Below are 11,856 nucleotides of genomic sequence, written 5' to 3' on the forward strand. Positions count from 1 at the left end.
AACACCTCCGGATGACTAACTCAGAAATTATGTTTTTGAACCATTTATTCAAGAAATGTAACCCATGATCCGCTCAATAACGGTCACACTGTTACCTTCAGTCCGGCAGATAATCAGGATGGTGTCATCTCCACAGATCGTGCCCATGACTTCATTCCACTCAATATTATCAAGTAAAGCAGCAATGGAATTCGCTGTTCCCGGCAAACATTTCATCACAACCAGGTTGTTCGTGTGATCAATATGCAGGAAGTTGTCAACGAGTGCACGCTTCAGCTTCTGAATCGGATTATATCGTTGATCTGTTGGCAAAGAATACTTGTACCGTCCGTCATCCATCGGAATCTTGATTAATAAAAGTTCCTTGATATCCCGGGATACCGTCGCCTGAGTCACCTGAAAACCTGATTTGCGCAGTGCTTCAACCAGATCATCCTGAGTCTCAATTTCATTTTGACTAATGATTTCACGAATCTTGATGTGCCTTTGTCCTTTCATACATGCCTCCAGTTAAATGTATTGCAATAAAGCAGCAAGTGTAGTTCGCTGCAGATTTCGCCAAACCATGTTCATTCTACTATACTAGTCCAGATCATCCCCATCATACACATCTTCCTGATAGTCCATGAGCCTGATTAACTTAATATCGGAATCCTCCACGTCAACATACAGCAGTCCTTCACAACCAGGATATAACAACAGATAATTGAGGAAGCGATCCCTTAGCGCAGGACCAGTCAATTCAAGCGGCTGTCTGCGACGCGATGTTTTGACCAGGTATCTGAGATCCTCACGCTCTGCAACATAATCGATAAATAATCTGCTGTAAAATACGGATTCGTTGGCCTCAAAAGCCAGGGGGACTTTCATTTTACCCCCGATGACTTCGTACCCCTGCGCTTCAAGCAGATCTAATGCCGGGGAATCCTGAATCTTCACGTTTAGTTGCATTCCAGACAAGCTTACAGGCATCGGTCGGTTCACCCAATTACGCAGGCCGATGAACAGCCACAAGATCAGACAGACAGCAAGAACTCCTATAACGATTGTGTCATATTGACCATTCATTATCGCTCACCTCGAAGACATATTCGAGATTCAGTCATGATTTCCCTTTACATCAATCACCTTTCCAGCGAAAAGAAACCCATCTTATGATGAGTTTCCCGTAAATGTATGCGCCGCTTCCTTCGCAACTTGCTCCGCAAGTGCATCAAGTGAAGCTGGATCGTTCTCTGGTTGTGTTGCCTCTGGTGCTTCCAGACGCCAATGAGCAAGAAATTCTATATTGCCTTCTCCACCGGTTATAGGGGAAAAAGTTAAACTCTGCAGATTCAAACCAAGTTGACTCGCAAAATGAAGCATGGTCTGTAATACATCCTTGTGTACCTTGGTATCACGCACTACACCGGACTTGCCTACTTTTTCACGCCCTGCCTCAAATTGAGGTTTAATCAATGCTACGATATCTGCAGGTTGTTTCAAAAGGGCCAGGAGTGGCGGCAATATGATGCGCAGTGAAATGAAAGACACATCAATACTCGCAAAATTTGGCACGGGTCCGGTCAGATCTTCGGGAGTCACATAGCGGAAATTGGTTCTTTCCATCACGGTAACCCGTTCATCATTACGCAAAGACCAGTCGAGCTGATTATAGCCCACATCAATGGCGTATACGTGGGACGCACCATGCTGTAGTGCACAATCCGTAAAGCCACCGGTGGATGAACCGATGTCGAGCATGACAAGTCCATTCATATCAAGGCCGAAATGACGGATCGCTTTTTCGAGCTTTAATCCGCCTCTGCCAACATAGGGATGTACCGAGCCTTTAACCTTCAGCTCGGCTTCCCGTGGAATTTTCATGCCCGCCTTTTCAATCGGCTCATTGTTGGCATACACCAGTCCAGCCATGATCGCTGCTTTCGCCTTCTCACGACTTTCATAATAGCCCTGCTCAACCAGCAGAACATCAATTCGTTCTTTCGGGAGTGACATGTCTTTCTCCTATCATGTAAATTTACGAAGGAAAACGTGTTTTGGGCATGCTGTAAGATGACTGAACAGCCATGTTGCGCAGTTCAGCACATACATTCTCAACGGTAAGACCCACTTCCTCACGTTGTTCCTTGATGCTGCCATGCTCGATAAAGCGATCCGGAATCCCCATCAGTTGCACATGTACATCATGCAATCCCTGTTCTGCGTAGAACTCCAGAACCGCACTGCCCATGCTACCTGCTTGGGATGCTTCTTCAAGCACAATCAATTTGGTGCCTCGAACAGCCAAATCACGCAGCATTTGCTCATCCAGAGGTTTGAGGAAGCGAGCGTTGATTACGCCTGCTGTAATGCCTTCCCGTTTTACCATCTCTGCTGCTTCTTCTGCAAGCTGAACCATCGATCCTGAAGCGATAACGGCATAGCCTTCCGATGGACGCAGTTGCTCCCATGTTCCAATCGGAATCGGAACAAGCTCATCATCCAGAGGTACACCCACCACATTGTTTCGTGGATAACGGTATGCAATCGGACCTTCATTATAATCAAGCGCCGTTTTCATCATATGACGCAATTCATTTTCGTCTTTTGGCATCATTAGAACGATATTTGGAATATGGCGCATGAACGCCACATCGTACACCCCTTGATGTGTTTCGCCATCGGGACCTACAAAGCCTGCACGGTCAATGGCAAACATCACGTTGGCGTTATGACGACAAATATCATGTACAATCTGATCATAAGCACGTTGCATAAACGTTGAATACACGGCAAATACTGGCTTCAAGCCTTCCATGGCCAACGCAGCACACATCGTCGCCGCATGCTGTTCTGCGATACCCACGTCAATCATACGATCCGGAAATTCCTTACTAAACGGAATGAGCCCTGACCCTGTAGGCATTGCTGGAGTTACAGCTACAATCCGCTTATCCTGCTTCGCAAGATCAATCAGCGTTTGACCGAACATTTCGGTGTACATCGGTTTTCCCACAGCTTTCAGCACTTGACCGGATTCAATTTTGTACGGAGAAATCCCGTGCCACTTGTGCGAATCGGCTTCAGCTGGCTGATAACCTTTTCCTTTGGTCGTGAGCACATGAACCATGACTGGACCATCCACATTGTCCGCCTGTTTAAACGTCTCGATCAATTTAGGAATGTCATGACCATCAATCGGTCCCAAGTACGTGAAGCCCAGTTCTTCAAACAGAACCCCAGGTACCATCATATATTTGACACTGTCTTTGATCCAGCTTGCCGATTTGGCCAAACGCTCCCCAATAGCTGGGATTTTTTTGAGCATTCCCTCGACATCATCTTTCGCTTTCAGATAATGGCGATCCGAACGAATCTTGCTCAAATATTTATGCATAGCCCCAACGTTTGGAGCAATGGACATTTCATTATCATTCAAAATAACCATCAGTTTTCTCTGCTCATGACCAATATGATTGAGGGCCTCAAATGCCATACCACCTGTAAGCGCTCCATCACCAATCATTGCGATGACTTGATTATCTTCACCCTTCAGATCACGTGCAAGGGCCATCCCCATCGCAGCGGACAATGAAGTACTGCTGTGGCCAGCTTCCCATACATCATGTTCACTTTCGTTACGTTTAACAAATCCGCAGAGTCCGTTGTGTTGACGCAATGTATCAAAGCGATCCATACGCCCTGTAAGTATTTTGTGCACATAAGCCTGATGCCCTACATCGAAAATCATTTTGTCTGCTGGACTGTTATAGCAGTAATGCAGGGCTACCGTGAGCTCAACCACTCCTAAGTTGGGTGCAAGATGCCCACCTGTAACGGACAGTTTCTCAATTAGAAACTGCCGGATCTCTGCCGACAAAAGCGCAAGATCATCCTGAGACATCGACTTTAGATCACTGGGTTGTTTAATTTGTGGAAGCAGCACGAGAATCTCCCCGCTTTCCTAGATTGTTTAATTATTTGTGTAAATCCCTATTTACATTATGAATCAAATGACATTAAATCATTATAACATAAAAGAACAAGAATCATAATTTACTGCACTTTACTCCCGATAACGAGCATTTTCGCCAGCAAGATAGATATGATCTGTCTCCGTATGTATTCCCGAATCTACTCGGGACAGACTTTTTCCATCCACTCGGAAAAAGGACATTACATTCATTACACTGTTCTACAGGTTTTGAAACAGCGCGCTCTGTCAGAATCTAATGGTCTCGACTCATCAGATAATCTGCGATCTCCACCAATCTCGATGCATCAGGTAATTCGGCTCTTTCAAGTGCATCTTTTGCAGATTGTGTAAGGGACTTCACTTCATCCATAGAGGCATCCATCCCAATAAAATAAGGATACGTTACCTTTTGCTGATTCACATCGCTCTGTGTTTTCTTGCCCATCTTATGCTCGTCGCCCGTCAGGTCGAGAATATCATCCTGAATCTGGAACGCCAGCCCCAGATCACGGCCGAACACACGCAGTGCTTCCAACTGTTCTTCTGTAGCTCCACCGATTCGTGCTCCAGCAATGAGGGAGAATACAATTAAGTCACCCGTTTTGTGCAAATGAATGTACTGGAGCTGCGCAAGATCAGTCATCCCTTGCTCGCCTTCCATATCCGCAACTTGGCCACCGACCATGCCTCTTGCTCCAGCGAGTTCAGACATATCCTCTACGATGGACAGCAACGCTTCTGATGCCACCCCACTGCGCCGACCCGCTTGAACAATACTATAAAAAGCATGCGTTAACAGTGCATCACCTGCCAAAATGGCTGTTGCTTCACCATATACCTTATGATTCGTTAATTTTCCCCTACGGTAATCATCATTATCCATAGCAGGCAGGTCGTCGTGGATCAGTGAATAGGTGTGAACCATCTCCACGGCGCAGGCTACCGGCATTGCAGCTTTACGCTGTGTACCGAAGGCTTCCGCCGCAGCAACGACCAGAAGAGGACGAAGGCGTTTGCCTCCGGCCATAAGTGAATATTGCATCGCATCCTTCAGCGATTGAGGTACATCCCAATGATCGGGAAGAGTGTGCTTCAACTCTTCAGTCACCTCAGCTGTGACTTCCTCAAGGTATGCTTGAAACGAAGGACGATTACTCATGGACTTCACCGCTCTCATCGTCAGCAGTTCCGAATGGCTTCTTGCGAAGCTCTCCATCTTCTTCTACGATCATCTCGATCTTACGTTCCACTTGTTCCAGCTTCAGACCGCAAAGTTGCGAAAGTTTCATCCCGCGCTGAAACAGATCGATGGCCTGTTCCAACGGAACATCACCATGCTCCAGCTGACCTACGATGTCTTCCAATGCCGCCATTGCTTCTTCAAAATTCAATTCCGGTTCATTCGCCATGGGTATTGTCGTCCTCCTTCATTCCCCAAACCTGACAGTCCAGCTGTCCGTCTGTTAATTTAATCTTGATCGAATCTCCAGGTTGTACATCCTTCATCGACTTGATCAATCGTTGTTCCTGCTCGTCATAGACGAGGCTATATCCGCGTGACATGACTTTAAGCGGGCTAAGCGCATCCAGATGCCGCACAGATGACTTCCACTGTTGCTGTTTCGATCTGGTTATGGACCTGATCGCAAGTTCAAGTTGTCTGCGTGCTGCGGCGTTTTCACGGCGTGCTGCATTGACCTGATCACGAGGATTGAATCGTTGCAGTGCGGCCCGAAGACGTTCCTGCTTCTCTCCCGTCCATTTCATACGCGTATCCACAGTTCTCAAAAGCCGTTGGTGCATCATATCCAAACGTTCCGTGTGCTGCATTAAGGTACGTCTTGGATGAACAAGCACCGGCGAACGCTGTAATCTTGCGAGCCGTTCACGATTATGTACAGCACGCTGACGCAAGCTGTGCTGTAACTGGCGCTGACGTTGTCCGATCTGATCGAGCAACTCAGCCCGATTAGGTACAGCCAGTTCAGCAGCTGCTGTAGGTGTAGCCGCACGCAAATCAGCCGCAAAATCGGCAATGGTAAAGTCCGTTTCGTGTCCAACCGCAGAAATGACAGGAATATCCGAAGCGACAATTGCTCTTGCCACGATCTCCTCATTGAACGCCCACAATTCCTCCAGTGAACCGCCTCCGCGTCCAACGATAAGTACATCGGCTTCTCCCATGCGGTTCAGGTTACCAATCGCTTTAACAATGGAAGGTGCTGCGCCTTTACCTTGGACAAGAACCGGATATAAAACGACTTTGGCAGAAGGATATCTGCGTTGGAGTGTGATCATAATGTCCCGCACCGCCGCTCCCGTCGGTGAAGTTACAACCCCGATCGTCTGTGGGTAACGAGGAATCTGCCTTTTTCGCGAAGGTGAAAATAAACCTTCATCCTCCAGCTTTTTCTTCAATTGTTCGTAAGCCAAATACAGACTTCCAATTCCGTCCGGTTGCATATGGGTAGCATAGAATTGATACTGCCCGTCCCGTTCATATACCGAGACATTACCACGGGCAATAACCCTTGCACCCTCCTTCGGTACAAAGGGTAATCGCTGATTATGGGATGCAAACATAATCGACTTGATCCGGCTGTCCTTGTCCTTCAATGTAAAATACATGTGGCCGCTGGAGTGATGTGTGAAATTCGAAATCTCCCCGCGCAGCCAGACGTCCGACAGGACCTGATCCGATTCCAGTTTCATTCGAATGTATCGGTTCAGATCTTTGATGGAGTAGATCTTTTGATCTGCCACAGACAGAACCCTAGGCCAATCCGTGAGCGCGTTTGGCAGCGATCAATGTATTTTGCATCAGCATTGTAATTGTCATTGGACCAACACCACCAGGAACAGGTGTAATTGGACCAGATACTTCTTTCACGCTCTCGAAATCAACGTCTCCTGCCAGCTTGCCATTCTCCAAACGGTTCATGCCGACATCGATAACAACAGCACCCGGTTTCACAAAATCAGCATCCACAAAATTGGCACGGCCGATAGCTACAACCAAAATATCTGCCTGACGTGTGATTTCTTTCATGTTGGCGGTACGGGAATGACACATCGTTACCGTCGCATTCTCACGTTGGAGCAACAGCGATACCGGTTTGCCAACAATGTTGCTTCTTCCGATGACTACTGCATGCTTACCTGACATTTCGAGTCCAGTACGCTTGATCAGTTCGATTACACCCGCTGGAGTACACGGAAGCAGACTATCGTCACCAATAACGAGATTACCTACATTCACCGGATGGAATCCGTCTACGTCTTTATCCACGGCAATCGCATCAATAACCGCTTTCTCTTCAATATGCTTCGGCAGTGGGAGCTGAACCAAAATTCCGTTAATGGATTGCTGATTGTTCAGCTTGTCCACCAGCGCAAGCAGATCTTCTTGGGAAGTGTCTGCATCCAGCCGATGCACTTCGGAATAGAAGCCGAGGTCGTGACATGCTTTTTCTTTATTACGCACATATACTTGGGATGCCGGATCTTCCCCGACGAGCACAACAGCCAGACCAGGTACTACCCCCTGTTCGCTAAGCTGTTTTACTTCTGTTGTCATGCTCGCGCGGATCTCTTGGGATACTTCTTTACCGTTAATAATAGATGCTGTCATTGTACTCTCTCTCCCTTATGTGAATATAAATTTAGAGGTTGTTCAAAAAAACCGCTTTTGATTATGAAGGGTACTGAAAACCGGTCCTTTTGAACACGCACTATAGTTAATCATAACTTAAGATAATTTTGCTTTAATCGCGTCAACTTCCTGAATCATACGTCCAAGTACACCATTGACGAACTTACCGGATTCTTCTGTACCAAAGTATTTGGACAGCTCGATTGCTTCATTGACCGATACCTTGGCCGGAATGTCATCACGGAATACCATTTCATACGTTGACAGTCGCAGAATCTGGCGATCCACACGTGATAGACGGCTGATCTGCCAGCCTTTCAAATAATCCACAAGCAGCCCATCAATCGCTTCCTTATTGTTCCAGGCTCCCTGTACAATCTCAGTAACATAGGTACGCATTACATCTGCATCGCGGATGACCACTTCGGTTTCATTATCTTCAGCGGCTTCATTGATCAACATGTTCACAGCTTCCGCTGCACCTACCTCATTCATTTCCATCTGATACAGACTTTGTACTGCAATTTCCCTTGCCAAACGTCTTTTCATGTCCTGCCTCCTGCAGCGCTCCGTCTGGAGCGTCATCATGCTTATTTTAAAATCATGCAGACATCGCATCATATCCTGTATCGGTTAGATCGATGGCTTCCATGGTATTGTTATTGTTATCCCTTTTCACAAAAAAACCTGCAATACGTTTCCTCCAAAAAACGGGCAACCTAAACTACAGCTCTATTTTCGGAAGAAACATATTGCAGGGTTCAGGTAGGTCACTTAAACGGACGCCAGCGATCGCCAAGCCATTGTCCCCACTCCCTCCAGGGAAGGGACGAACCCAGCTTTGAATCGCTTCGTCTGCCTAACGTATAACCGATGAACACCAAGAGTGCAAAGAACAACATATCCCAAAAACCGATCCATACATAAAGAAATCCAAAAAAGATGCCGCCGATAATCCCGGTAATTCGGCCTCTGTGACTATCCCAAATCTCTTTCCACAGCATCAGTGAAACTCACCTCATTCCACTCGACTCTTGTAGTTAGGCGACTGGGTTACATTAGCGATATACACCGTGACAAAAGATACCGGAATGCCCGTAATCTCTTGCACATGATCATGTATAGCCTTTTGCAGATCAGAAGTCAGCGCAGGAATAGGTGTCTCGCCATCCACTACTGCACGGATCATAATCTCCAGTCCTGACTCAACCACACGTATACGTGCCTTGATATCACGTACTCCCCGGAAACGGGAAGCCGCCTTCAAACAGAGATTCTCAATCGTCTCCATCGAAATCTGTACATCACCAAATTCTGTGCGTTGATCCACAGACGGCAACGAAGCACGCTCACGCCGAACCGAGATGTAGAAAAATCGCAAACTCAGGATAAACAAAATCGCTGCTGCAATAACCGACGCAACAATAACGTTTTGTTCCTGCTGGTAATTCAATTCGTAAGGCAGCACACCGCTAATCAGAAGAATGACGGCTGCCGATATTGCTCCAACGCTTATGCTGTATATAAACAACAGAAGCCGATCCAGTATTTTAGCCACGAACTGCACAGCCTCCCTTGCTCACTAACATCACTTAACCTGTTCACTAGCAAAAATCAGATCCTCATCCAGCTTTCGCTATAATGAAGACCTGTCCAAGACGGGATAACCCCCGGCAGATGATGCCGGGGGAATCTGTCTTCTTTTATTTTACGCGCTGACTGTTCAGGTCAATTTCTTCCACTTTCTCAGTGCTCTTGAACTGAACGTCATGAATGTGAACATTCACTTCATTCACATTCAATCCTGTCATGTTCTCAATGGAACGTTTCACGTTCTGTTGAATCTCCGTAGCCACTTGTGGAAGACGGTATCCGTACTCGATAATTACGGAAACATCGACTGCAGCTTCACGTTGGCCCACTTCAACCTTAACGCCTTTGGAAAGGTTTTTGCGGCCAAGCAATTCAGCAAATCCGCCTGCGAATCCGCCACTCATGCCTGCTACACCTTTCACTTCAAGAGTTGCCAATCCAGCAATCACTTCAATAACTTCAGGTGCGATCTGGATTTCACCGATATCCGTTCGTTCAAATTCAGTCGGTAGTGTACTCATAACTGTTCAACACACCTTTCGCGAGATAAGTTTGCGGCCATCCGTGAGGGCGCTGGACTCAGGTCAATCGACCTTCAGAACCCTTCCGGTCCGGCTTTACCGGAACTCCTGCAAACATCCGCGAGGTGCGGGCTTATCCTTTGCAGGAGACATGCGCTCTTATTATTACATACTATATCATTTGGGCTACATTATGACAAACAAGCCCAATATACCTTTTAAATCTCGTTTTCCTCAAGAAATTTGATATCAAAGTCACCACGAATGAACGTTGGGTGCTCCAGCAATTTTTGATGGAAAGGGATGGTTGTGGATATGCCTTCAATCGCAAATTCCCCAAGGGCACGCTTCATCTTGGCAATCGCCTCTTCACGATTCGCTCCCCACACAATCAACTTCGCAATCATGGAGTCGTAGAAAGGTGAAATGGTATAACCGGGATAAGCAGCACTATCTACACGCACGCCCGGTCCTCCGGGTGCAAGGTAGAACCCGATTTTGCCTGGTGATGGCATGAAGTTACGATCCGGATCCTCCGCATTGATACGACATTCAATGGCCCAGCCATTGATAACCACGTCTTCCTGACGGAACGAAAGTGGGTTGCCTTCAGCTACCGAGATCATCTCACGAATCAGATCCACGCCAGTAACCATCTCGGTTACCGGATGCTCTACCTGAATACGCGTATTCATCTCCATGAAATAGAACTCGCCATTCGGGCTAAGCAGGAACTCCAATGTGCCTGCTCCCGAGTAATCCACGGCAAGAGCTGCACGTACTGCAGCTTCCCCCATCAGTGTACGCACATCTTCGGAGAGAATCGGACACGGAGCTTCTTCTACCAATTTCTGGCGACGACGCTGAACCGAACAATCACGCTCTCCCAAATGCGCTGCATTTCCGTGTTTATCAGCAATGATCTGAATTTCCACGTGTTTCATGCCTGTCAGGAATTTCTCCAGATATACACCTGCATTGCCAAATGCTTTTTGAGCTTCCTGCTGAGCAGCAGTAATCTGCTTAATCAGCGTCTCTTCATCTTCGGCAATACGAATTCCCTTACCACCACCACCAGCAGTAGCTTTGATAATAATAGGATATCCGATATCTCTAGCAATCATGATTGCTTCATCCATATTTTCAACGAGGCCGTCTGATCCAGGAATAACAGGCACTCCTGCATCTTTCATCGTTTGTTTGGCAACAGCCTTGTCTCCCATTTTGGTAATGGCTTCCGGTGAAGGCCCGATGAATGTGATGTTGCAGGAACCACAGATTTCTGCAAAATCAGCATTCTCCGCCAAAAAACCGTAACCAGGGTGGATTGCATCACATTCTGTGAGTGTAGCTACACTCATCAGGTTCGTGAAGTTCAGATAACTGTCCTTGGACAGTGTCGGTCCAATGCAGTAAGCCTCATCTGCAAGACGAACATGCAGAGAATCCTTATCCGCTTCTGAATAGACGGCTACCGTTGAGATGCCGATTTCGCGGCAGGCACGAATAATACGTACCGCAATCTCTCCACGGTTCGCAATCAGTATTTTTTGAAATTTCATTTCGTTTTGTCCTCCTTCGAAGCTCATGCGGTTAGCTGTTAACCAGCTATAACGGTTATTCCGGTTTCACCAGGAAAAGGGGCTGCCCGTACTCGACCAGCTGTCCGTTCTCAACCAGCACTTCAACGATTTCTCCCTTGATGTCCGCATCAAGCTCGTTCATCAGCTTCATCGCTTCGATGATACATACCGTTGTTTTTTCAACAACTTTATCACCAGCGCTCACAAAAGGACCCGCTTCCGGCGAGGAAGCTCTGTAAAAAGTACCTACCATCGGAGATACAATTTTATGTAAATGACTTGTAGTATCGACCTGCGGTGCAGCTTCACTTACCACTGCTGCCGGCTGTACTTGCGGAGCAGCAATCATTTGCGGTTGCACAGCAGCTGCTTGAACATACTCCGTTTTGCCCGGTTTACGGATCGATAACCGTGATCCTTCATTTTCAATTTCCAACTCTTGAACGGAACTTTCATCTACCAGTTTGATCAGTTCTTTGATCTCACTCAATTTAAACATTTCCATTATTCACTCCTTCGGCATCATGCCAGTCTCACTAGGACGGTCAT

14 protein-coding genes are annotated in these 11,856 nt (G+C 46.9%); all 14 read right to left on the reverse strand.

What is annotated here, in order from left to right; translation table 11 throughout:
• Window positions 1–48 precede the first annotated feature (48 nt).
• Window positions 49–498, reverse strand: coding sequence for a transcriptional regulator AhrC/ArgR (gene ahrC / locus FS628_RS13530; protein WP_145322615.1), 450 nt, complete (start codon window positions 496–498; stop codon window positions 49–51).
• Window positions 499–582: 84 nt separating this feature from the next.
• Window positions 583–1,068, reverse strand: coding sequence for a hypothetical protein (locus FS628_RS13535; protein ID WP_145322617.1), 486 nt, complete (start codon window positions 1,066–1,068; stop codon window positions 583–585).
• 84 nt (window positions 1,069–1,152) lie between these two features.
• On the reverse strand, window positions 1,153–1,998 hold the full coding sequence (locus FS628_RS13540; RefSeq protein ID WP_145322619.1) for a TlyA family RNA methyltransferase: 846 nt from the start codon (window positions 1,996–1,998) through the stop codon (window positions 1,153–1,155).
• A 22-nt stretch (window positions 1,999–2,020) separates the two neighbouring features.
• The gene (gene dxs / locus FS628_RS13545) at window positions 2,021–3,928 is read right to left on the reverse strand and encodes a 1-deoxy-D-xylulose-5-phosphate synthase (protein WP_145322621.1); all 1,908 of its coding nucleotides are present in this window, start codon (window positions 3,926–3,928) and stop codon (window positions 2,021–2,023) included.
• 283 nt (window positions 3,929–4,211) lie between these two features.
• Window positions 4,212–5,117 (reverse strand): polyprenyl synthetase family protein, encoded by a 906-nt coding sequence (locus FS628_RS13550; protein WP_440131294.1) that lies wholly within the window; start codon window positions 5,115–5,117, stop codon window positions 4,212–4,214.
• Window positions 5,110–5,367 carry an exodeoxyribonuclease VII small subunit gene (xseB, locus tag FS628_RS13555; protein WP_017687599.1) on the reverse strand — a complete coding sequence of 86 codons (258 nt, stop codon included), beginning with the start codon at window positions 5,365–5,367 and terminating at the stop codon, window positions 5,110–5,112. Before xseB ends, FS628_RS13550 begins: the two co-directional genes overlap by 8 nt.
• Entirely contained in the window at window positions 5,357–6,721 is a 1,365-nt protein-coding gene (gene xseA, locus FS628_RS13560; RefSeq protein WP_145322625.1) for an exodeoxyribonuclease VII large subunit, read from the reverse strand. Before xseA ends, xseB begins: the two co-directional genes overlap by 11 nt.
• A gap of 10 nt (window positions 6,722–6,731) precedes the next feature.
• On the reverse strand, window positions 6,732–7,589 hold the full coding sequence (gene folD / locus FS628_RS13565) for a bifunctional methylenetetrahydrofolate dehydrogenase/methenyltetrahydrofolate cyclohydrolase FolD (protein ID WP_017687597.1): 858 nt from the start codon (window positions 7,587–7,589) through the stop codon (window positions 6,732–6,734).
• A gap of 117 nt (window positions 7,590–7,706) precedes the next feature.
• Window positions 7,707–8,159 carry a transcription antitermination factor NusB gene (gene nusB / locus FS628_RS13570; RefSeq protein WP_017687596.1) on the reverse strand — a complete coding sequence of 151 codons (453 nt, stop codon included), beginning with the start codon at window positions 8,157–8,159 and terminating at the stop codon, window positions 7,707–7,709.
• A 221-nt stretch (window positions 8,160–8,380) separates the two neighbouring features.
• Window positions 8,381–8,614, reverse strand: coding sequence for a DUF2273 domain-containing protein (locus FS628_RS13575; RefSeq protein ID WP_145322627.1), 234 nt, complete (start codon window positions 8,612–8,614; stop codon window positions 8,381–8,383).
• A gap of 14 nt (window positions 8,615–8,628) precedes the next feature.
• On the reverse strand, window positions 8,629–9,168 hold the full coding sequence (amaP, locus tag FS628_RS13580) for an alkaline shock response membrane anchor protein AmaP (RefSeq protein WP_145322629.1): 540 nt from the start codon (window positions 9,166–9,168) through the stop codon (window positions 8,629–8,631).
• Window positions 9,169–9,313: 145 nt separating this feature from the next.
• Window positions 9,314–9,724 (reverse strand): Asp23/Gls24 family envelope stress response protein, encoded by a 411-nt coding sequence (locus FS628_RS13585; RefSeq protein WP_017687593.1) that lies wholly within the window; start codon window positions 9,722–9,724, stop codon window positions 9,314–9,316.
• A gap of 218 nt (window positions 9,725–9,942) precedes the next feature.
• A complete protein-coding gene (gene accC / locus FS628_RS13590; RefSeq protein ID WP_062835268.1) occupies window positions 9,943–11,286 on the reverse strand; it encodes an acetyl-CoA carboxylase biotin carboxylase subunit in 1,344 nt (447 codons plus the stop codon).
• A gap of 55 nt (window positions 11,287–11,341) precedes the next feature.
• Complete coding sequence (accB, locus tag FS628_RS13595; protein ID WP_036614903.1) at window positions 11,342–11,806, reverse strand: acetyl-CoA carboxylase biotin carboxyl carrier protein; 465 nt, start codon at window positions 11,804–11,806, stop codon at window positions 11,342–11,344.
• Window positions 11,807–11,856: the final 50 nt, after the last annotated feature.

The organism is Paenibacillus xylanexedens (assembly GCF_007676705.1).
In the GTDB taxonomy this organism is placed as follows: Bacteria; Bacillota; Bacilli; order Paenibacillales; family Paenibacillaceae; genus Paenibacillus; species Paenibacillus xylanexedens_C.

Coding starts and splice junctions, on each gene's coding strand:
- ahrC (WP_145322615.1), bottom strand. CDS start 498: ATGAAAGGACAAAGGCACATCAAGATTCGTGAAATCATTAGTCAAAAT.
- FS628_RS13535 (WP_145322617.1), bottom strand. CDS start 1,068: ATGAATGGTCAATATGACACAATCGTTATAGGAGTTCTTGCTGTCTGT.
- FS628_RS13540 (WP_145322619.1), bottom strand. CDS start 1,998: ATGTCACTCCCGAAAGAACGAATTGATGTTCTGCTGGTTGAGCAGGGC.
- FS628_RS13550 (WP_440131294.1), bottom strand. CDS start 5,117: ATGAGTAATCGTCCTTCGTTTCAAGCATACCTTGAGGAAGTCACAGCT.
- xseB (WP_017687599.1), bottom strand. CDS start 5,367: ATGGCGAATGAACCGGAATTGAATTTTGAAGAAGCAATGGCGGCATTG.
- folD (WP_017687597.1), bottom strand. CDS start 7,589: ATGACAGCATCTATTATTAACGGTAAAGAAGTATCCCAAGAGATCCGC.
- nusB (WP_017687596.1), bottom strand. CDS start 8,159: ATGAAAAGACGTTTGGCAAGGGAAATTGCAGTACAAAGTCTGTATCAG.
- FS628_RS13575 (WP_145322627.1), bottom strand. CDS start 8,614: ATGCTGTGGAAAGAGATTTGGGATAGTCACAGAGGCCGAATTACCGGG.
- FS628_RS13585 (WP_017687593.1), bottom strand. CDS start 9,724: ATGAGTACACTACCGACTGAATTTGAACGAACGGATATCGGTGAAATC.
- accC (WP_062835268.1), bottom strand. CDS start 11,286: ATGAAATTTCAAAAAATACTGATTGCGAACCGTGGAGAGATTGCGGTA.
- accB (WP_036614903.1), bottom strand. CDS start 11,806: ATGTTTAAATTGAGTGAGATCAAAGAACTGATCAAACTGGTAGATGAA.